16 protein-coding genes, 1 pseudogene and 1 other annotated feature are annotated in these 19,311 nt (G+C 69.5%); of the genes and pseudogenes, 12 read left to right on the top strand and 5 right to left on the bottom strand.

Translation table 11 applies throughout. The features are described 5' to 3' along the window. Positions 1-105 precede the first annotated feature (105 nt). A pseudogene (locus WBG99_RS07980) lies at positions 106-639 on the bottom strand (phosphotransferase). Positions 640-1,282: 643 nt separating this feature from the next. Between WBG99_RS07980 and WBG99_RS07975 the strand changes: the two are divergent. The 5 genes from WBG99_RS07975 to WBG99_RS07955 all read left to right on the top strand — a co-directional run bounded on the left by WBG99_RS07975 (position 1,283) and on the right by WBG99_RS07955 (position 11,049). Next, the gene (locus WBG99_RS07975; protein ID WP_338895659.1) at positions 1,283-3,478 is read left to right on the top strand and encodes a hypothetical protein; all 2,196 of its coding nucleotides are present in this window, start codon (positions 1,283-1,285) and stop codon (positions 3,476-3,478) included. 39 nt (positions 3,479-3,517) lie between these two features. Then, positions 3,518-4,441 (top strand): hypothetical protein, encoded by a 924-nt coding sequence (locus WBG99_RS07970; protein ID WP_338895658.1) that lies wholly within the window; start codon positions 3,518-3,520, stop codon positions 4,439-4,441. Between the two features lie 227 nt (positions 4,442-4,668). Continuing rightward, positions 4,669-4,980: a hypothetical protein gene (locus WBG99_RS07965; protein WP_338895657.1), complete on the top strand. Its 312-nt coding sequence runs from the start codon at positions 4,669-4,671 to the stop codon at positions 4,978-4,980. A 33-nt stretch (positions 4,981-5,013) separates the two neighbouring features. Further along, positions 5,014-6,251, top strand: a protein-coding gene (locus WBG99_RS07960; RefSeq protein ID WP_338895656.1) for an IS3 family transposase whose coding sequence is annotated in 2 segments (ribosomal slippage) — positions 5,014-5,293 and positions 5,293-6,251 — 1,239 coding nt in all. Because the reading frame shifts where the segments join, the coding sequence is not laid out codon by codon here. Then, positions 5,292-5,420, top strand: a sequence feature (AL1L pseudoknot). It overlaps the preceding gene by 129 nt. 370 nt (positions 6,252-6,621) lie before the next feature. Beyond that, positions 6,622-11,049: a hypothetical protein gene (locus WBG99_RS07955; RefSeq protein WP_338895655.1), complete on the top strand. Its 4,428-nt coding sequence runs from the start codon at positions 6,622-6,624 to the stop codon at positions 11,047-11,049. Between the two features lie 350 nt (positions 11,050-11,399). On the opposite strand, the gene WBG99_RS07950 is transcribed toward WBG99_RS07955, so the two are convergent. Both WBG99_RS07950 and WBG99_RS07945 read right to left on the bottom strand, forming a co-directional pair. Next, positions 11,400-12,068, bottom strand: coding sequence for a nucleotidyl transferase AbiEii/AbiGii toxin family protein (locus tag WBG99_RS07950; RefSeq protein WP_338895654.1), 669 nt, complete (start codon positions 12,066-12,068; stop codon positions 11,400-11,402). A gap of 5 nt (positions 12,069-12,073) precedes the next feature. Then, a complete protein-coding gene (locus tag WBG99_RS07945; RefSeq protein WP_338895653.1) occupies positions 12,074-12,466 on the bottom strand; it encodes a hypothetical protein in 393 nt (130 codons plus the stop codon). A gap of 608 nt (positions 12,467-13,074) precedes the next feature. Between WBG99_RS07945 and WBG99_RS07940 the strand changes: the two genes are divergently transcribed. The 4 genes from WBG99_RS07940 (at position 13,075) to WBG99_RS07925 (ending at position 14,414) form a co-directional block, all read left to right on the top strand. Then, on the top strand, positions 13,075-13,290 hold the full coding sequence (locus WBG99_RS07940; protein ID WP_338895652.1) for a hypothetical protein: 216 nt from the start codon (positions 13,075-13,077) through the stop codon (positions 13,288-13,290). A gap of 92 nt (positions 13,291-13,382) precedes the next feature. Next, a complete protein-coding gene (locus WBG99_RS07935) occupies positions 13,383-13,826 on the top strand; it encodes a TfoX/Sxy family protein (protein WP_338895651.1) in 444 nt (147 codons plus the stop codon). Continuing rightward, positions 13,813-14,205: a carboxymuconolactone decarboxylase family protein gene (locus WBG99_RS07930; protein ID WP_338895650.1), complete on the top strand. Its 393-nt coding sequence runs from the start codon at positions 13,813-13,815 to the stop codon at positions 14,203-14,205. The genes WBG99_RS07935 and WBG99_RS07930 overlap by 14 nt, the downstream gene beginning before the upstream one ends. A 2-nt stretch (positions 14,206-14,207) precedes the next feature. Beyond that, positions 14,208-14,414, top strand: coding sequence for a hypothetical protein (locus WBG99_RS07925; protein WP_338895649.1), 207 nt, complete (start codon positions 14,208-14,210; stop codon positions 14,412-14,414). Between the two features lie 39 nt (positions 14,415-14,453). On the opposite strand, the gene WBG99_RS07920 is transcribed toward WBG99_RS07925, so the two are convergent. Both WBG99_RS07920 and WBG99_RS07915 read right to left on the bottom strand, forming a co-directional pair. Further along, entirely contained in the window at positions 14,454-14,654 is a 201-nt protein-coding gene (locus WBG99_RS07920) for a hypothetical protein (RefSeq protein WP_338895648.1), read from the bottom strand. A 333-nt stretch (positions 14,655-14,987) separates the two neighbouring features. Beyond that, complete coding sequence (locus WBG99_RS07915) at positions 14,988-15,767, bottom strand: class I SAM-dependent methyltransferase (RefSeq protein ID WP_338895647.1); 780 nt, start codon at positions 15,765-15,767, stop codon at positions 14,988-14,990. Between the two features lie 228 nt (positions 15,768-15,995). Here WBG99_RS07915 and WBG99_RS07910 point away from each other — a divergent pair, with 228 nt between their 5' ends. The 3 genes from WBG99_RS07910 to WBG99_RS07900 are packed head-to-tail and all read left to right on the top strand — an operon-like array spanning position 15,996 to position 19,308. Further along, entirely contained in the window at positions 15,996-17,405 is a 1,410-nt protein-coding gene (locus WBG99_RS07910; RefSeq protein ID WP_338895646.1) for an FAD-dependent oxidoreductase, read from the top strand. Next, the gene (locus WBG99_RS07905; protein ID WP_338895645.1) at positions 17,402-17,875 is read left to right on the top strand and encodes a MauE/DoxX family redox-associated membrane protein; all 474 of its coding nucleotides are present in this window, start codon (positions 17,402-17,404) and stop codon (positions 17,873-17,875) included. Before WBG99_RS07910 ends, WBG99_RS07905 begins: the two co-directional genes overlap by 4 nt. Then, entirely contained in the window at positions 17,875-19,308 is a 1,434-nt protein-coding gene (locus WBG99_RS07900; RefSeq protein ID WP_338895644.1) for a radical SAM domain-containing protein, read from the top strand. Before WBG99_RS07905 ends, WBG99_RS07900 begins: the two co-directional genes overlap by 1 nt. Positions 19,309-19,311: the final 3 nt, after the last annotated feature.

The raw sequence follows: 19,311 nt of genomic DNA, 5'->3' as shown, positions 1-19,311 counted from the left end.
TTTCCGGTGCTCCGGTGGCGGTTTGCGTGCGGGCCGCAGCGATTCCTGACGCACGGATGACGCACGTTCTGATGGGGCGTCAGCTGCGATTCGAGGGCTGCTGGTTCATGGCTTGTCGCTGGCCGGTTTCGGCAGCCGGGCTGCGTGGTGACGTGGGTCAGCCGGAAGGTTGTCGAGAACGCTGAGACCGTCAGTGTCTGGTGTGCTCCGAGGTGTCGAGCCAGAGCCCGATGCGCGGAGTCTCCGCCCGCAGGGCGTGGTCGAGTGTCTCGACCGTCCAGACGCCGTACCCGGCCTTCGGGCGCGCGGCCTCTCTGGCCGGCACGACCGCGATAGCGGGGGCCAGCACAACGACGAACAGCGGTCGGGTGTGCACCCTGGTGACATGCCGGGTCAGGTCGTCGCCCAGGGTGATGTCCTGGACGACCGCGGTCCATCCGTGGTGCGCGTACTCGTCGGCTACGAGCGCGGAGAGCCGGAGCGAAGACCCAGTTGGGCTCGGGCCTCCGTGGTCTCCTCGGGTAACAGTTCCTCCCGGCCGGAAACCGCCATCCGCCGGAAGACGTCACCGCGCACGTGGGCGGCTCGGGGCAGCTGCCCGGCCAGGAGTTCGGCCACGGTGGACTTCCCCGACGCCATCACGCCGGTGATCAGCGCGACTGCGGGACCCGGATCGTACCCATTCAGACCTGTTTCTCAGGAATGCGACAGCGTGCAGAGGCGTCCGCACCGCAACGACGCTTCCTTCTTGCAGGCCCACGCGACCTCACCCCAACCGGAGGTTGGGGTATCAGGGGCATCGTGCCCAGAACAAGGCGTGCCCGCTATCGCCTTCGGGTACGAACTCCTCCCGTTCGACGGTCACCCCGGCGTGGGGCATCCACGCGCAGTTGGAAGTGCCAGGCCATCTTGCCCTTGGAGGTGAGGCGATGGCTGTGGCTTCCGCGAGCTGTCAAGTGCTGTTGCAGAGGACGTTGACCTGCCCAGGTCCTGCCATCTGAGCTCGGTCTGATGTCGGCGCGCGGGTGTGCCCGATATGAGTTACTACCTATCATCGCAAAGTGACGAAAGTGCTTCCGGAATGTTCCGTCTCGGCATACCCTGCGGGAATTACCGCACGTCAGACCGCAGCGGTCTGAAGCGCGGCGGAGGTGTCATGGGTGGGGACCCGTATGTATCAGCAACGGTTGACGAACGTGGGGGGCCGGAGGTGTCGTCGACGCCCCGCGACAGGGCGCAGGTGCCTGATCCGTACGGTGACCGGCCTCTGTTGACCTCTGCAATGACGAAAGGCTATGACGCCGTACCCGACGAAGAACGGGATCGGTTGCGGCGCTATCTGGAAGCGGTTGTCGTCGCCCGCCCGGCGCCCGTGCACACTGCCGTCGCCTTCAACGCGGTGTACTTCGGGTACGACCTCGGCGGCGACGGCTACGCCGGCAGCCCGCTCTGTCTCGACGACTTCCCTGTGATCACCTTCGGCGAGTGCGTCCCCGTGCTCCCGGTCGGCGCAATGGTGTGTGTCGCCACCGGGTCGGACCCGTTGTACGCCGAGATCGTCTATCGGGAGGGTGCCCGCCCAGAGGTGGGCGCCCTTGGTGACGTACCGGCCTGGGTATCGGGGGCGCCTGCAGGGGCCGAGGGCCCGGGGCGGCCGGGAGACGGCGCCGCGCCACGGCGAAGGGAGCTCCTGGTCCCGGATCTCCATGCTTTCGGCCCGGCTCTGAGCCTGTCATCGGCCCAGCTCGTTCGCTTACGCACGCGCCGGCGCTGGATCAACGAGGACGGGCATGTCGTCGTCGACGTCTGCTACCCGTCCCCGGAGGCGGCATGGCGCGACGACCTGACGGCCTATGCGGAGCATCTCCTGACGACGGCACGGGAGCAGCTGCTCAGCCCTTTCGTCCCCGTGTCCCTCGCTGCACTGGTGGGCAGCGCGCACGACGACGACCTGCGAGCAGGGCTGCGCGGTCTCCTTGGCACGGTGAAGGGTGCGCTCAACTCCAGTGCCGTCTTGCGCACATGGGTTGACTACACCATGACCCGGAGCTCCCTCGCGGACTGCTGGCGGGACACCGGGCCGCTGGGCGGCGATGACCTCAGGTCGCTTGCCGCAGCGGTCGAACGCGCGGCCACCCCGGGGAGGCGCCGCTACGGCCTTACCACGCCTGTCACCGTGTACACAGCGGTTGGACCGCGGCTTCGCGGGTTCCCGGGAGCGACGGAAGTGCTCAGGGGAGTGGGATACGCCGCAGCGGTGTGCCGGGCGAATGTGGCGCTCGCCGACGTCGTCCAAGGGGACAGCGACCAGGGCCTGTTCGAGAACGGCTCCCGGATCACGCTCGACGACGCCTTCGAGGGCGGAGGCGTGTGGCGGTCACATCATCCCGGTGACGCAGAAGCGCACGGAGATCCCCTGGCCCCGGCCGGACGCGGCTGGACGTCCACGTTGCCCGCGATATCGGAGCCAGAGCCGGAAACAGAGTTGGACCCGGTCGATCTGCCTCTGGGTGACGATGCCTCTCTCGGCACCGGTGAACTCCTGCGGAGTGACGCACAGGAGATCGTCTGGCGGGCACCCCTGCGGCTGTCCCAGCTCATCGACGGCTGGTTTCCCTTACATCCGTACGTCGTCGAGGAACTTCGCCGGTCTCACGGTGAGCGCCCCACGGTTGGCCTCGAACTCGACCATGCCGGCGAGGCGTTGGACGAGAAGGAGGCAGTGCAGGACGTCATCGCCGAACTCGATGACACTTCGGGCCGTTTGACCGGGATCGTCTGGCCCGGCGACTTCTTCCCCGGCCTGATGCTTGAGCTGCGCAGCCTCCGCGGCGGCTCGGTGATCCGCATGGCCACGACGTCGCTCGAGGAACGCGTGCTGGTCGGCGACCGTGACACCGGGCATTGTTATGACCCTCTTGTGCTTACCAGGGAGGACGTCCCGGGAAGTGACCGCCACGGTGACAGCGCGGTCGGGCTGGGCCCCCGGCAGCTGGTGATGCGCACGGTGCGCCGTTGCGGTCTGCTCACCCTGGACGGCCATGCCCTTATGGACCGTTCGGTCCTGCCGAGCGCGGTCTACGGGCGTCGGCCGGCCCGGTCACAGGCCGCCGCCCTGGAATCGGCCGTTGCGGAACTGCTCGCAGAACGGCTTCTGGAACCGGCGCTCGGCAGTCGAGACGCCTGGGGCCAGCCTCATTTCCCGCCGCGCGACGGACAGCGGACCATTCCTCTCATCGGCTACCGCCCCGCGCGGCCGCGGGCGATACGTCCCTGGGGCGGCACCGAACCGGGCGGCGAGGGGCTTCGGGGGATCCAGTTCGTCCCCGGTCATCTGCGCCGCCTGCGACCGGGGTGCTCGCCCAGCGTCGTTCAGCGTGCGGCCTTTCGGGAGCACTGCCGCAGGCTCGGCAAGGCGGACGGCTGGGAACTGCCCTACGGATACACGTTCGTCACCGAGCACACGCGCGGCTGCTGATTCATCACGCGGGTCCGGCCAGCCTCTTCCGACTCCTTGGTGTCCACAGAAATGGAGTACGCGTACATGCAGGACCGCTACCGCGTCGTCACGGGGCCGCCGTGGTCCCCGTCGAGCGTCTCGGCCCAGGACCTCGAAGGCCTGGCCGCCGCGCTCAACGCCTTGGACCACCCAGCCGTCACCGCCCTCAACGACCTCACGGCCGACATGGTGGAACTGGCCTTCAACTCCCTGCGTCCAAAGGACCGGCAGGAGTTGCTCGGCAGGCTGGGCATCCGCATAGCGGCCCCCCGACGGGTGAGCAAAGCCCTGTGCCAGGACGTTCTCGCCAGGCTGCGGCGTGAGGCACGGCAGCACACCTGCACATGCGGAATCAAAGAACTCACGGTCACCGTGATGAATCAGGTGGGCAACTTCGTCGTCGCGCAGGACGGCGAGACGGTTTCCGACCCCGTTACCCGGTGGGGCGCGACGCTTGTCCGGGCCACGGTGTTCGCGTGGTGCAACGCCTCGGTCACCGACGCCCACATCCTTGCGTGGGCGGCGGAGCAGGACTGGTTCGCGGTGACGGCCGACGACAAGGAGACGGCTCAGCTCGCCGCTGTCGGTGCCGCTGCGCGCTCCATCGTGGCGGCGAACCCGGACGTCGCACCCGGAGCAGCGGAAGACGAAGAACCGCCGGTCGCGGGCGACGGGAATTCTGTGCGCGCTGCCGTCGCCGACCGGCCAAGCACTCATACCCCCACTCCCGAGATCGTGGTATCCGACCCCGGCACCTCTCACGAGACGACCGCTACGGCGTCCGACAGCGCCGGAACCGATGAGGGGACGGATCCGGAATCGGCCTGCCGACAGTTGCAGTCGGCCCTCGCGCAAGCCCGGCAAGCTGCGGAGAAGGTGACCAGTGCGGTCCGGGACGGCTGCCCCCGCAGGAGGAGGACCTGGCCCCGCTGGCTGCGCTAGGTGCCGTCTTCGACAGCGTCGACGCGGTGCTCCGCACGGCGGGAATCGAGGGGGTGCCTCGCCGCCTGGAGGATATGACGTGCGCCGTACACGCGCACCGGGCTGCGCACGAGCGTGACCTCCGGGCACGGGAGCCTCTGCGGGAACTGTTGGATGTTGCCTCCCGCTCGGACAGCTCCGCCGCTGCCGCCTCTGCGGCTGAGGCCGTGCGCGGCGCGGCCCGCCGCTTGCTGGACACACCGGTGTGGGAGGAGCCGCAACGGGAGGAAAGCGCAGCGCTGGCCGCCTTGGCCCGGCTCATCAGGCTGGGCCGGCAGGCGGAGGCGGCGGCGGAGATCCTGGTTCTGCAGGAGCAGGTCGTGCGGGTGCTGCCCACGTGTGCCATCGCGGTGGTCATGGCCCCAGAGCTGACGTTGGCTCAGCCAGAGGATGCCGGCCGCGAACCCACCGGGGCCGGGGCGGACGGAACCCCTCAGCGCGCCGACGCCGAGACGACCGTGGAGTATGCGGCCGTACAGCCTGAACCGCCCCGGGTTTGATGGAGGCATCGAAGACCCGGAAGGATGCCGATCATGGCTGCTCCCCGTAAGTACCCCGACGAACTGCGTGAGCGTGCGACGCGGTTGGCGATGGAAGCCCGTAAGGACGCGGTTGGCCGGGCCGGTGCGATCAAGCGCATCGCCGACCAGCTCGACGTGCATCCCGAAGCCCTGCGCGGCTGGGTCAAGCGGGCCGAGACCGACGAAGGCATCGTTCCCGGCACTACCAGCACCGACGCTGCACGGATCGCTGAGCTCGAGCGGGAGGTGAAGGAACTGCGGAGGGCGAACGCGATATTGAAGTCCGCCTCGGCTTTCTTCGCCGCGGAGCTGGACCGTCCACTGCGATGAAGGTCGCCTACATCGACCAGTACAAGGAGACGTTCGGCGTCCAGCCGATCTGCGACGTCCTCTCCGAGACGGACGCGCCGATCGCGCCGAGCACCTACTACGCCGCCCGCACCCGCCCGTCCTCGGCCCGCAGCCTGCGAGACGAGCACCTCACCGAGGAGATACGCCGGATCCACGAGGCCAACTACAGCGTCTACGGGGCCCGCAAGGTCCACGCCGCCCTCCTGCGCGAGGGGCACAAGGTGGCCCGCTGCACGGTCGAACGCCTGATGCGCCGGGCCGGACTGCGTGGCGTGATCCGGGCCAAGAGCCCGCGCACCACCCGCCCCGCGCCCGAGACGGCACGGCCGGCTGATCTGGTCGAGCGGGCGTTCACCGCGAGTGCGCCGAACCAGCTGTGGGTGGCCGACATCACCTACATCAGAACCTTCTCCGGCTGGGTCTACGCCGCCTTCGTCATCGACGTCTTCTCCCGCATGGTCGTCGGCTGGCAGGTCGCCACCTCCCTCTACACCGACCTCGCCCTGGACGCCCTGGAGATGGCCATCTGGCGGCGCCGGCACGCCGACGGCGACCTGACCGGGCTGATACACCACTCCGACCGCGGCGTTCAATACCGTGCCATTCGCTACACCGAACGCCTGGAACAACAGGACGCCGTGGCCTCGGTCGGTTCCAGGGGCGACTCGTACGACAACGCCCTGGCCGAGGCGTTCAACAGCCTGTTCAAGGCCGAGCTGATCCGCAACAAGGGACCGTGGACCGGCATCAACGACGTCGAGGTCGCCGTCGCCGAGTACGTCGACTGGTTCAACCAGCGCCGTCTCCACGGCGAACTCGGCCACGTCACCCCTGCCGAGCACGAGGCCACCCACTACCTCGCGACCGAACCTCCTGCGTCACTCCAGACAACCAGCTAACTCAGTCTCCACGAAACCCGAGGCTTGACAGCCTGCCGGGCAAACGGCGGAGAGCATTGGCCAAACCACCAAGGAGACCGCGCCCGAGCATGCCTCCAAGCCGGAAGCTGCGACGGCCCTTGAGCCGGCGTATGCCCACGACGCAGAGGCTGCGCCACCTGCGGACACCGGCCCGGTACCGCTCACGGACCCGGATGCGCTCGCCCTGATAACGGCCCGGGAGCCCGTCCACGCTGCCGATGCGCATGCCACGCCTCCCGCCGCGAGCGACCCGGTACCCCTCATGGACCCGGGCGAGCCCGTGTCGGTGTCCGCCGCACCTTCCATCTGTCTCAAGGAGGACACGCCCGTCCGGGAAGCGGGGCCAGCCGTGGGTGACGCCTCCGACGACGCCGTAGCCGAGCGGGCGTTGGCGCATCTAGTCGCGGATCGACGCTTCGGACTCGCCCACCATCTGGCGCGGGCCACCGGCCACCCCGAGCCCCAGGTGGCGGCGCTCCGCCTGGCAGGTGCCGCCGCGCTGCTCACATCCGGTGACAGCCAGGGCGCCCGGCTGACGGCGGACCTGCTCCAGCAGTACGGCGGATACGCGGGCCACCACACCGAGGGCAGCGAACTCCTCGTGCTGCCTGCCCTGCTGCGTGCCGCACTGATCACCGGCGACCACTCGGCAGGCGCTCAGCTCAAGGCGCTGGCACCCCGACTCCCGGACCGGCTCGCGGAGGCGGCGACCACCGTCGCGGACCGTGCCCTCAGCGGTGCCCTGTTGATCGCTTCCCCGCTGGTCGCCGATGTCTCCGAGACAGAGGTCCGGCTGCGGGAGCTGCGTGAGCAGAGCCGTGCCCTGCTCGTGCCACAGAGGCTGCGGTTCGCGCGGGCGACGGAGATCGCCAAGCGTTGGCTCGCCCCCGACGACGGGATGCTCGGATCGCTGCTCATGACCGTCGTCGGCGACAACCGCGACGCGATACAGCAGGTGCGGGAGCAGGCCGAGCGGCTGGCGAAACTGGCCGAGGTCAACAGCGAGATCGACCGCATGGACCGCAGACACCGCTCGTCCAGCGGCAAGCCGCTGCAGGGCTCAGGGCGGCAGGATCTGGTGCACCTGGTGGAGCGAGCCGTCAGCCTGGTTAAGGAGTGGTGCCTGGCGGTCGAAGGTATCCGTCGCGGCGACCGTTCCGACGGCAACCGGGCGGCCAAGGAGATCTCCTCCCTGCGCCAGTCCCTGCTGGACGGCAGGGAGGCTTCGCTGAGCGAGCTGGAGCAGATGGCGCGGCGCTCGGACGCCATCGCCGCCGCGACGGCTTGGGCGGCTCGCGCATCGATGGAGGAACTGTTCGCGATGCTGGCTGGTGGCAGCGTGACCAGGCGTTCCGGCGCTCCGGTTGACCCAGAAATCGTCCTGGACGCGGAACTGCTGAAGGTGTGCGACACCTGTGACGAGCGGCCGTCGCTCGACGAGCTGCTGACCGCGGTCGACCGGAGCTGGCAGGACGCCCTCGACGAGCGACTCTCCCACGACGCCTTCACCGCGGCTCGTAGCATCGTAGAGCTGGCCGGACAAGAGTTGCTGCCCGCCGCCCGGGCTGGTGAGTTCGTCCCGCCCGCGGACGCTGAGATCGACGACCGGGAAGCCGTCCGGCGCACGGAGTTGCGGAAGACACACGCCGAACTCGTCGCCGAGGTGCACCGCGCGCAGGCCGACGGTGCCGTGACCGAGGATCAGGACTTGGGCCTACAGGAGCTGCTAGCCGACGCCCATGACCGCCTCGAAGGCGGCGACCGGCACGACTTGCTGGACGTGCGGCGGGCGCTCGACACGGTGCGAAGTGACCTGCCCGCCTTCCGGCAGCAAGCGTCCGACCGGATCCGCGCCCGGCTCGATGCCCTGGACCCCACCGCGGAGGAGCGGGCCCAGGTGCTGCGGCGCCTGGAGACGAACGACCTGGCTACCGCCGCCGACCTCGTCTACTTCCTGGAAATCGGCGAACCCGTCCCGGAGATCGAGGGAGGCGAGTCCCACCTGCCCGACTTCTTCCCGGCTGTGCCCGACGGCCTGCCGGGAGGCATCGACCACGACCTCGTCGAACTGGTCCGGTCCGGCGGTAAGCATCCGACGCTTCCCGTCCTGGACTACGGCAGCCTCTCCACCGACGAGGCGGCACTCGCGGCCGAGGCCCTCGACGAGTGGCGCGCGCTGGCCGCCGTCGAGCGGAAGGACCGGCTCCAAGTGGCTCCGACGAGACAGGTGCCCCCGCTCCTCAAGCTCCTCGGGTACGACGCCAAGAGCGCCAGGCCGCTTGACGACCGGTCCCAGCACCGGCGGGAATACCGTCTCTTCGAAGCGACCGGAGTGGAGATCAACGGCAGGGCGAAGGCGCCCGCGTTCGGCTCGCAGATCAGGGAGCAGGGCGGCAATCTGCGGGTGATGATGGTCTGGGGCAGACCGCCTGCCAAGGTCGTCATGAGCTGGGCAGAGCGCGACACCAGCGATGCGAGCCTCCTCGTCGTCTACTTCGGCACGCTGAGCCGCGAGGCCCGCGTCGAACTCGCCGTCGGCGCAAGCCGGTTGCAGCCGCTGCTGGTCGTGGACGACGCCGCCCTCGCCTATCTCGCTGCCCGCGGCAATCGCCAGGTCAGCACCGCCACGCAGACACTGCTGCCCTTCTCGGGCGTCAACCCATACATCAGGGAAAAGCGCGGCCGGATCGGCGGCGAGATGTTCTACGGCCGTGACGCCGAACGCAAGAGCATCCTCGACCCGCGCGGCACCCAGGTCATCTACGGCGGCCGGGGGCTCGGTAAGTCGGCACTGCTCGCCGACGCCGGGGAACGGTTCACGGAGCAACGCCCCGGCTACCACCAGGCGGTGTACGTCAACCTCGACCAGGAGAACATCGGTAAAGGCAGCTCGTTCGGTCCGGTGACGCTGTGGAGCGTCCTGGAGCGGGAGCTGACCGAGGCGCAGGTACTCGACGACCGGCCGCAGGGGCGAAGGAAACGGCAGGAGATCTCCGAGCGGGTGCGCGTCGGAATCCGCGCATGGCTGGACGGGGACTCGCGCCGCCGTCTGCTGGTCCTGCTCGACGAGTGCGACCAGTTCTTCGAGGCGGACGCCCCGCGCTTCGACCAGACCAAGAAACTCAAGGGCCTCGGGTCCGACACAAAGGACCGCGCCAAGGTCGTCTTCGCCGGACTGCACTCCGTGCAGCGCTTCTCCAAACTCGCGAGCAACGGGCCGTTCGGCCACCTCGCGCAGACCCCGAAGGTGATCGGTCCGCTGGCTCCCCAATCCGCGGCCGAGCTGCTGGTCGAGCCGATGCGGGCGCTCGGGTTCGAGTTCAAAAACCTGGATCTCGTCAACCGGGTGCTCGGCTACTGCTCCTACCAGCCCTTCCTGCTCCAGATGTTCGGGCACCGGCTGGTCGAGCTGATGCACCGCAAGCGGGCGCGGCGCGGAGCCGAGGGACCCTCCTATGAGGTGGAGGTGACCGACATCGAGGTCGTGGAGTCGGACGCCGCGCTCAGAGACGGCATCTCGGCGGCTTTCAAGGACACACTGAGCCTTGACCACCGCTACGACGTGATCGCCAACGTGCTGGCGTACCACGCCCGCCATCACGGCCTCGAGGTGCGGCTGAGCGACACCGAGTTGCGCGAGGAGTGCGAGACGTACTGGCGCAAGGGGTTCGAACAGCTTGACACCGAGGGTTTCCGCGCGTACCTCTCCGAGATGGTCGGGCTTGGTATCCTCGCGCCCAACCACGACGGCCTGGGCTGGCATCTGCGCGGACCCAACGCCCTGCGCATGATCGGGACCTCCCACGAGGTGGAGGCCCGCCTGCTCAGGGCCGAACAGGACTGTGAACTCCAGGAAAGCATCGTGCAGGAAGGCCGCCCAGAACTCCCCGACGGCCAGCCGGCTCCGCTGACCAACACTCAGCTCGACGACCTCCTGGGCGAGCGGTCCAGCCGGACCAGGGTCGTCCTCGGCACCTCTGCTACCGGAGTCACCGACGTCGCCCGGACCTTGCGTACGATCGCCGGACCGATCGATGGCTGGACGCTGCCGCCCGTCGGCAAGCCCAGCGTCTACAAGCAGGAGCTCACCGGAGGACGCCCTCGCGAACGACGTGTCGTCATCAGTGACTTCGTCAACTACCGGGACCCGGTGCGGCCTGAGACCTGCCGGGAAGCCGTCGACCTGGCTGAGACGCTGCTGCCCGTCACCCCGGGAGTCACCCGCGCGGTCGTCCTCGTCACTGACACCACCCAACTGGCCCTGTGGCGGACCCTACTGATGGGAACCGAACCCACCTCGGCAGCCCCGGTGGTCCTGCGCCGTCACGACCGCCGCAGCCTGCGGGGCTGGGCTCAGCGTGTCAACGTGTTCCACACGGAGGACCGCCTGGACCGTCTCCACGAGCTGACCGGTGGCTGGCCGCTCTTGGTCAGCCGAGCACATCTCCTGCATGGCGAACTGGGTGACCCCGACGAGGTGTTGCGCCGCCTGGCAAACCTACGCACGGACCGGGTCGAGGCCCGCGCCTTGGCCGAGGCGGCCGGCGTGTACGCGGACCCGCTGCTTGCCGCTGGGTACCGGGCCCTCGACGACGAGTTCAAGGACGGCCCTTTCGATCTGGAGGGCGCGGTGACTGCTGTGGCACTCAAGATCGAGGACGAGGACGAGGGGCGGTGGATCGTCAACTGCCTCGACGCTCTTCAGGTGTTCGACCGCGAGGACACTCAATTGCACCTGGAACCGCTGTTGCGCCAGTGCGTTGCGCTCCGCATGTGACGGTGCGTGATACCGGTCCGGCCGCCCGCATGCCCGGGCGGCCGGTCGCCTTTTGCGGTCACCTTGCCGATAACCGACCAGACACGGCGAGGTAGACTCTGGACTGCCAGGGCCGTCCCATGACGGGCCGCGCGTTCGGCTGACGCCGGACCCGGCGTACGCATCCCGGCGGCACTCTGCCCTGTTCACGCCGCCTTCCCTACGGTCGAGGGCCTGGAGGCCAGGTTCATAGGCGCGCACGAGGGATGACCCCAGTTGGTCACCGTCCCGATGGGGCCGCAGCTTGCCCGGCGTGCTTGCTGTGACAAGCTCGCGGCATCGTTTGCAGCTGTGATCTCGTCCGGACGCGATTAGTCGATGTCCGGCTCATCGGCCTCTTCAAGGAGCCGGGTCGCGAGGTCTTCGGCCCACTCCAAGGCCCATGTGCGGAGAGCACTGATGGTGGCCTCGTCCAGGCCGTAGGCAGTGAAGGCTTCGTCGTCGGTCCACTCGGCGCCCGTGAGGTTCGACTGCAGATCCTCGCGCTCGAAGCGGCCACGCGCGTGGCGGCGGCCGAACTCCTCGAGCTCGGCATTGCTCCAGCGGCGGGAGGCCGCGAACACGTCAATCAGGTCGCGGGGCGCCCCGCGGTCGGCGAGGGCGCGGACTTTGGTCCCGATCACGTCCTCCTCTGCGAGGACGGGTCCGTACGGGCTCTGGGCGACCGGCCGCCAGAAGATCTCCTTGAGGATGTCGACCTCGCATTCCTGCCCGGTGACCGGGTCGGTCACGGTGAAGCGGGCGGACAGCGGGGCGGTCTCCAGCGCGTGCACCTTCCAGCCGCGGGCTTCCAGGCCGGCGCCGAGGGCGGCGGCGATGTCGGCCATGGGCGCCGGGTTCTCGGTGGCGACATCGAGGTCCTGGCTCGGGCGGTTCACGAGGCGATGCGCCCGCACGGCATACCCGCCGGTGAGAACCAGGGGATACGGGGAGCCGAGAGCGATCACATCCGCCAGGAGCCGCGTGTGCAGCTCCGGCATGTCTGTCACGCGGCCGCCCGGGTGCGGGACGCGAGCTTGGGAAAGGCGTCTTCCCACACGGCGCGCACGGTACGGCCGACGAGTGTGCGCAGCACCGGCCACAGCTGGAGGAGCAGATCCTGGTTGAGGTACCGGGGCAGGTCATCGCGCAGACCCTCGTGCAGGACGGTGCGGTACAGGCCCATGCGCTGGCGAGGCTTGCTCATGTCGTACGAGGTCATCCCCGACCAGGCCATGTGCAGTGGCAGCACCACGACCCCCTGGGTCGGGCCGTGCAACTCGTCCAGCGACTCCGGCAGCCGGAGCCGAAACTTCTCCCGGTACAGCGCGAGGTCCTCGGCGACTGCGCCCGAGATGTCGCTCGGCGTGGGTGAGGCGGGCTGTGAGCTGGAGGGCATGACTCCATTATGGCGGTCTGAGAAGCGGTGCGGGTCATGATGTTCGAGCCTGCGTCCAGAGTAAACGGGAGCGGGCTCGTGCAGGTGAGCTGGTCGTGGCGGCCTCTTCCGCCCGAAGAGGAGGGATGGACTGTTGGTCATGACGCTCATTTGACGCTCTGGGCGCCCGCGCCCGGGACAGGAAGTCGATGATCCGGCTTTGACCTGGGCTTTTCCGCGACTCGCCCAGGCCGACATCTTTCCGATGACGCATCATGTGGAGTGCGTCGCGATCCTTGAGCCTGTCGAAAAGGGCCGCTGACCTGGCATTTCTCCGAGTGTGCGTTATGGGCGTTACATGCGTTAGGTGCGATATCTTGACGTATATCTGAGGCATATCTGACGCACGTTTGACGCATGAACGGCGCAGTTTCTGATGGATCGTCGTGCGCGATTGGCGACCGCCGGGCGGAGCCGCCAGCTGTATGGAGGTGGGCACGTTGAAGTGGCTGGGGCGCTGGCTGCCGAGCTGTTGGCTGCCCCTGCCCATCCGCTTCTCGGCAGTGACGTTCCGTGACGCTAGGTGGGGTGTCTGGTGTGTGTTGTGTCAGGGGTAGTACGACGAGTACATGAGTGGCGCGACACAGGCCAGCGGCCTGTCACTCGAAGAAGCGATCACCTTCGAAACCCGGGTGCCGCTGGCCGCGCTGCGAGCCTCCGGATCGCTCCATCCGTCGCAGAGCCATCGGTACTTGACCGGTGAAGACCTCCGGAAGGTCGCTGAGGCGCCACCGGTGACCCGCGCGACGCTTCAGAGCGCGTTGGACGACCTGACGCCAGCCTAGGCCGAATGCACCTCATCAACGTGTTGGGGTCTGCTCAGGGCTTGGTTGAGCAGCGGGGCCAAGAGCGGTGCCATCCGGTCACGAGGACGGTCATGGCCTTCGACGAGGGACTGGCGGACCGGATCCGGGCCCACCTGGGTGCGGACCCGAACGTCACGGAGAAGCGGATGGTCGGCGGCCTGGCCTTCCTGCACGCCGGCAACATGGCCGTGGGCGTGATCGGCGACGACCTGATGGTCCGGGTCGGCCCCGACGCCACCGACGCCGCCCTCGCGCGCCCAGGAGCGAGGGTCTTCGACTTCACCGGTCGCCCGATGCGCGGCTGGGTCGTCGTCAACGCCTCCGCCGTAACCGAGGACGAGGCCCTGGCCGAATGGGTGGACCAGGGGTACGCGTTCGCCGCCGGTCTGCCGCCCAAGTGGCGTGACGCGCTGGGTTCAGACAGGAGTCGCAGGGGGCGTCGGCGCGGCCTAGCGTGGACGGAAGGGGGTTGGTTCGGCTCGACTGAGAGGAGTGGTCGCCATGGCGGGACGTAGCCGGAGCGAGGTGGAGGCGGAGATCAAGGAGACTCTGGGCCTTGTTCCCCATTTCTTCTCCCGGATACCCGATGACCTGCTGGACCACGAGTGGGAGATCTTCAAGAAGCTCGAGCTCGGCGAGACGCTGATCCCGAACAAGTACAAGGAGCTGATCGGGATCGCGCTGCACTCGGAGACGAAGTGCCGTTACTGCACGCTCTTCCACACCGAGGCGGCGAAGCTCTTCGGGGCCACGGACGAGGAGATCCAGGAAGCGGTCCACTACGCGAAGAACAGCCTCGGCTGGAGCGGGTACCTCAACGGCATCCGAGAGGACTACGACGACTTCGAGAAGGAACTCGGCCAGATCAAGCAATACCTGTCGTCGAAGGGCTGATCATGCAGCTGGAGTGGGCCCGGCCCGGCGTCTTGCGGGCGACAGCGCACGCCTTCGAGTTCGCGGCGCTGGTGGCCGCCGCCCGTTACGTGGCCGAGTCCGCTCCGCCCGACATCCCCGAGGAATCGCTGGAGCAGCTCAGGCACGTGTTGAGCGACTACGACACCCAGGCACGCCGACTGCATCGCACGCCCGCCTCTGACGGGTAATGAAAGACCCCAGCGCAGAGCCTGCGACAGCCTCGTCGATCAGGCGCCCCGAGGCACCTTTCCAGCGATCAGCAAGGCGCAGCCCAGCACGCGGTCCCCCACCGCCGCACTGGCCCCGTGCACGACGGCGGAAGCCGCAGCGACGTCCACACCGGGTTCGGTGAGGCGGGCCGGGGCGGTGATGCGCAGGAGGTACAGCCTGCGTTCAGCCGCATCGAAGAGCCGACGGGGATCCGGCACAACGCGAACGGCTCGACGTGTACGGCGAGGCTGTCCGGCAATCGCTCCAGCAGCATGCACCGACCGTAGCAACGTGGAGGTCCTTGGACGCCGCCGCACGTATGAGAGACCCATCCGCTGGGGCGATCTCCCCGAGCACGGCAGGCTCCCCGCCGGATCCTGCTCAGGCACCGGCCGGGGGCGAGGTCACCCAGGAGCCGAGCGCTACCAGCAGGACCACCAGGAGTGCCAGTCGTACCCACGCCGCGCGCGCCGACCGCGGTGCCGGCCTGTCCGGGGCCGCCGCATCGGACGGCGGGGGCTCGGTTACGGATGAGGGGGCTGCCGGACGGTTCATATCGGCTCCTCTGATGGTTTTTCGGTGGGAAGGTCGGCCACCACGCGGCGCAGCGGCAGCTCAAGGCGTCGCCCCGACGCCGCCCACCGCGCCAGGGAGCGCTTGGCGGCCTCGGCGCGCCGAGGTGACAGTCCGGGCAGGTACAGGGCATCGGGCAGCAGGGCCGCGGCGTCGGCCGAGTCGATGGCGAGGGTGAAGACGCGGCGCTCGTCGGAGCGGACGCGGAACCCCGCATCGCGCAGCAGGGCGGCCAGCCCGTCGCGGGCCTGCGGGTTGGGCCACGGCTGGCGTACGGCGCGCAGGGCGGTCATCACCCGGAGCCAGCCGAGCATGCCGGACGGGGAGAGTCCGGTCTGGGAGGGCACCAGCGCCGCGAGCGTCCCGCCCGGGCGCAGTACGCGCCGGATCTCCTCGAACACCTGCGGCAAGGGGGTGACGACTGGCAGGCACATGGCCGCGCAGACGGCCGCGACGCTCGCGGAGGCGGCCGGGAGCGCGTCCGCGCCGGCTCGCACCAACGGCCCGCGGCCCCGCCGCGCCGCTTCGGCGAGCTCGGCGGCCGAGAGGTCGACCCCGATCCAGTCGGCGTCGGGCAGCTCCGCACGGGTGGGTGCCGAACCGCAGGCCAGGTCGAGGACCGTGCCCTCGATGCCGTGGAGCGGTTCGGCCAGCCAGGCGTACGGGGAGGTGTCGGCCAGGGTGAAGAGCTGTTCGGTGATGCCGGGATGCGCGTGGTGGTAGGCGGCGATGAAGCGTCGCCAGTCCTGTTCGTCCATCCGGTCCTCGTCTCTGTTGTGGCCTGCCGACCGCTCGCCCCGGTGCTTGCCGCCGGGAACCCTGCCGGGCGGGCTCCGCATTCCGCTTCGGACACGCCGGTTCGGGCTGGATGATTCCGGCCGGCCCGCCGGGCGGGAATCGTGTGGCCGAGAAGGGAAGGCCGCGGGCGTGTCACCGGGTTCCCCTCGCGTCCCACTGCTGCGCACCGACCGGAGAGAGCCCACACGATGAGTACGTACGACCTGGTGGTCATCGGCGGCGGAAGCGCCGGCCTGACCGCGGCCCGGACCGCCGGGCGCTTCGGCGCCCGGGTGCTGCTCGTCGAGCGGGACCGGCTGGGCGGGGACTGCTTGTGGACAGGGTGCGTACCGAGCAAGGCGCTTCTGCATGTGGCCGCCGACGTCCAGGCGGCCCGCCGCGCCGCGGCCTACGGTCTCCCGCCGGTGTCCGGCCGCGCCGACCTGGCGGCTGCCATGGGGGAGGTGAAGCGGGCGATCGGCGCGATCGAGCCGCACGACTCGGCCGAGGCGCTCGCCCCGTTCGGCGTCGAAGTGACACGCGGCGCGGCTTCCTTCACCGGTCGGAGAACCCTGACCGCGGGCGGGCGGGAGATCTCCTTCCGGTACGCGCTGATCGCGACCGGCTCCTCGCCGGCCCTGGTGCCGGTCCCCGGCCTGGCCGAGGCCGAACCTCTGACCAGCGACACCGTCTGGGAGCTGACCGAACTCCCGCAGCGCCTCGTGGTGCTGGGCGGTGGACCCATCGGCTGCGAGCTCGGCCAGGCGTTCGCCCGGCTCGGCTCGCAGGTCACCCTCGTGGAGGCGATGGACCGCCTGGTGCCCCGAGAGGAACCGCGGGCCTCGCAGGTGCTGCGGGAACGGCTGGAGGCAGAGGGAGTCACCGTGCTGACCGGCTACCGCGCCGAGAGAGTCGATGCCGGCGCCGTCCACGGGCCCGGTGGCCCCCTCCCGTACGACACACTGCTCGCCGTCACGGGCCGCCGGGTCAACACCGAGGGGCTCGGCCTGGAGAAGGCCGGCGTCGAGCTGACCGAGACCGGTCACGTCCGGACCGACGGCAGGCTGCGCACCGCCAACCACCGGATCTACGCCGCCGGCGACGTCACCGGCCGTTCGGCATTCACCCACCTGGGCGGTACGCAGGGAGGAGCGGCCGCCGCCGACGCGCTCCTGGGTGTGCGCCGCCCCATCGACTACCGCGCGGTGCCCCGGGTGACCTACACCGATCCCGAGATCGCCCGCGTCGGCCTCACCGCCGACGAGGCGCGCGAGACGTACGGCGACACCGCGCGCGTCCACACGCTGGAGAACGACCGGGTCGACCGGGCGGTCGCCGACGGCCGCACCGAGGGCTTCGGCACCCTGGTCCTGGGCCCGCGCGGAAAGATCGTCGGAGCGACGGTCGTGTCACCGAGGGCCGGAGAGACCATCGCCCATCTGGCGGCGGCAGTACGTCTGGGCTGGACGCCCTCCGACTACGCCCGCACCGTACACCCGTACCCCACCTACGCCGACGGGCCCTGGCACGCGGCACTGGCCGACGTCTACACCCGTCTGGCCCGGGGCAGCGGCGCCATCCGCGCACTGCTCGGCCTGCGCAGAAGGCTGAGCCGATGATCCTCCGCATCGGCCTGGGCGTCGTACTCGCGGCGATGGCAGGAGGCCAGCTCGCCTCGTTCGACGCGATGCCCGGCATCATCAGCACCTACGGTGTGACGTCCGGCGCGGTCTCGACCGCACTGACGGTGGCACTGATCGGCGCGGAGGCCGTCACGGCCGTCTGGTTCCTCGCCCGGCCCCGCTCCCGCGCGGCCGCACCCGTCTGGCTGTACACCGCCGTCGCAGTGGTGTGGGCAGTCCTCGCCGCCCAAGCGTTCGCCCGCGGACTCGTCCTCGACAACTGCGGCTGCTTCGGCACGTACGCCGCTCAGCCCCTGCGCTGGTACGTACTGGTCGAGGACGCCCTGATGCCGCTCTACGCCTGGCTGTTGTGGCGAGCTCTGCCCCGACGACCGCGACGGGCCCGCACCGCCCCGCCCACCGCCGGGGCCTTCGCGGTATCCCGGACACAGCAGGAGAACCACTGATGCGGATCATCGCCACGCTTCGAGCTCTCGAGCGCGCCACCCGCCCCTACGACCCCGAGTTCGCCGCGGCCATGGAACGCCGCTGGGCGGAACTCCCCGAGACCGCGCGTACCCCCGGCCAGATCCTCGGCAGGCACGGTGTCGGCTGCGAGGGCACGCACGGCGTCTTCCCGAAGTGCAACCTCAAGTGCACCCCCTGCTACCACTCCCGGGACGCGAACCAGGTACGCGTCGACGGCCCCCACACCCACGAACAGGTCACGGCCCAGATGCGCCTGCTCCGTGAACTGCGGGGCCCGCGCGCCCACACCCAGCTCATCGGCGGCGAGGTGAGCCTGCTCCCTCCCGACGACCATGCCGCCGCCTTGACGATCATGCGGGAGCACGGCCGGGAACCGATGAGCTTCACCCACGGCGACTTCGACTACGACTACCTCACCCAGCTCGCGCTCGGCCCAGACGGCACACGGCGCTTCGACCGGCTGTCCTTCGCCGCGCACTTCGACAAGTTCATGTACGGCCGACGCGGCATCGAACGCCCGCCGAACGAGAAGGTGCTGAACTCCTACCGGGCACGGTTCGCGGCGATGCTCGTCCGTCTGCGGAGCGAGCACGGGGTACGGTTCTTCCTCGCCCACAACATGACCGTCACCCCGGGCAACCTCGACGAGGTCGCGAGCGTGATCCGCGACTGCCAGGCCATGGGCTACGGCATGTTCTCCTTCCAGCCCGCCGCCTTCCTCGGCGACGAGCGCCGCTGGAAGGAGAAGTTCCGCGAGGCGACCCCGGACGCGGTGTGGGCGGAGATCGAGCGTGGCGCCGGAACCCGGTTGGATTACCGGGTCTTCGAGAACGGTGACGTGCGCTGCAACCGCACCGCCTACGGCTTCTACGTCGGCCGTGGCTGGTACCCGTTCCTCGACGGCGGCGACTCACGCGATCTCGCCGTGCGCGACGCGTTCTTCCGCTACTTCGGGAAGGTGACCTTCACCGGCACCCCGCCCGCCCTCCTCGCGGCCAGGGTCCTGCGGGTGGTGGCCCGCCACCCGTCCACGGCGGTGACGGCGCTTCGCTGGCTGAGCCGCACCGTCCGCCGGGTCGGAGTGCTGCGGCTGGTCCGGCACCGGATGCGAGTGCGTCCGGTGACCTTCGTGATGCACCAGTTCATGGACTCCGATGTCGTCGGCCCGGCCTGGGAGATGATGCAGCGCGGCGAGCAGGCCGAGGACCCCGGGCTGCGCGAGACCCAGGAGCGGCTGGCCGCCTGCCACTACGCCATGGCACACCCCGAGAACGGCACCCTCGTCCCCGCCTGCGTCCAGCACGCCGTACTCGACCCGGCCGAGAACGCCGCGCTGCGCACTCTGCTCCCGATCGTCGAGGTCCGCACCCCCGCCGGCAGCTCGTCCGGCACATCACCGAAGGAGAAGTAGTCC

The organism is Streptomyces sp. TG1A-60 (genome assembly GCF_037201975.1).
In the GTDB taxonomy this organism is placed as follows: Bacteria; Actinomycetota; Actinomycetes; order Streptomycetales; family Streptomycetaceae; genus Streptomyces.
The sequence above is the reverse complement of the archived record's forward strand: the minus strand, read 5'-3'. Positions and strand labels throughout refer to the sequence as shown.

Bases quoted from the DNA above. Each gene is read 5' to 3' on its own strand.
- WBG99_RS07975 (WP_338895659.1), top strand. From the start codon at position 1,283: ATGACGAAAGGCTATGACGCCGTACCCGACGAAGAACGGGATCGGTTG.
- WBG99_RS07950 (WP_338895654.1), bottom strand. From the start codon at position 12,068: ATGCCGGAGCTGCACACGCGGCTCCTGGCGGATGTGATCGCTCTCGGC.
- WBG99_RS07945 (WP_338895653.1), bottom strand. From the start codon at position 12,466: ATGCCCTCCAGCTCACAGCCCGCCTCACCCACGCCGAGCGACATCTCG.
- WBG99_RS07940 (WP_338895652.1), top strand. From the start codon at position 13,075: ATGAGTGGCGCGACACAGGCCAGCGGCCTGTCACTCGAAGAAGCGATC.
- WBG99_RS07935 (WP_338895651.1), top strand. From the start codon at position 13,383: ATGGCCTTCGACGAGGGACTGGCGGACCGGATCCGGGCCCACCTGGGT.
- WBG99_RS07930 (WP_338895650.1), top strand. From the start codon at position 13,813: ATGGCGGGACGTAGCCGGAGCGAGGTGGAGGCGGAGATCAAGGAGACT.
- WBG99_RS07925 (WP_338895649.1), top strand. From the start codon at position 14,208: ATGCAGCTGGAGTGGGCCCGGCCCGGCGTCTTGCGGGCGACAGCGCAC.
- WBG99_RS07915 (WP_338895647.1), bottom strand. From the start codon at position 15,767: ATGGACGAACAGGACTGGCGACGCTTCATCGCCGCCTACCACCACGCG.
- WBG99_RS07910 (WP_338895646.1), top strand. From the start codon at position 15,996: ATGAGTACGTACGACCTGGTGGTCATCGGCGGCGGAAGCGCCGGCCTG.
- WBG99_RS07905 (WP_338895645.1), top strand. From the start codon at position 17,402: ATGATCCTCCGCATCGGCCTGGGCGTCGTACTCGCGGCGATGGCAGGA.
- WBG99_RS07900 (WP_338895644.1), top strand. From the start codon at position 17,875: ATGCGGATCATCGCCACGCTTCGAGCTCTCGAGCGCGCCACCCGCCCC.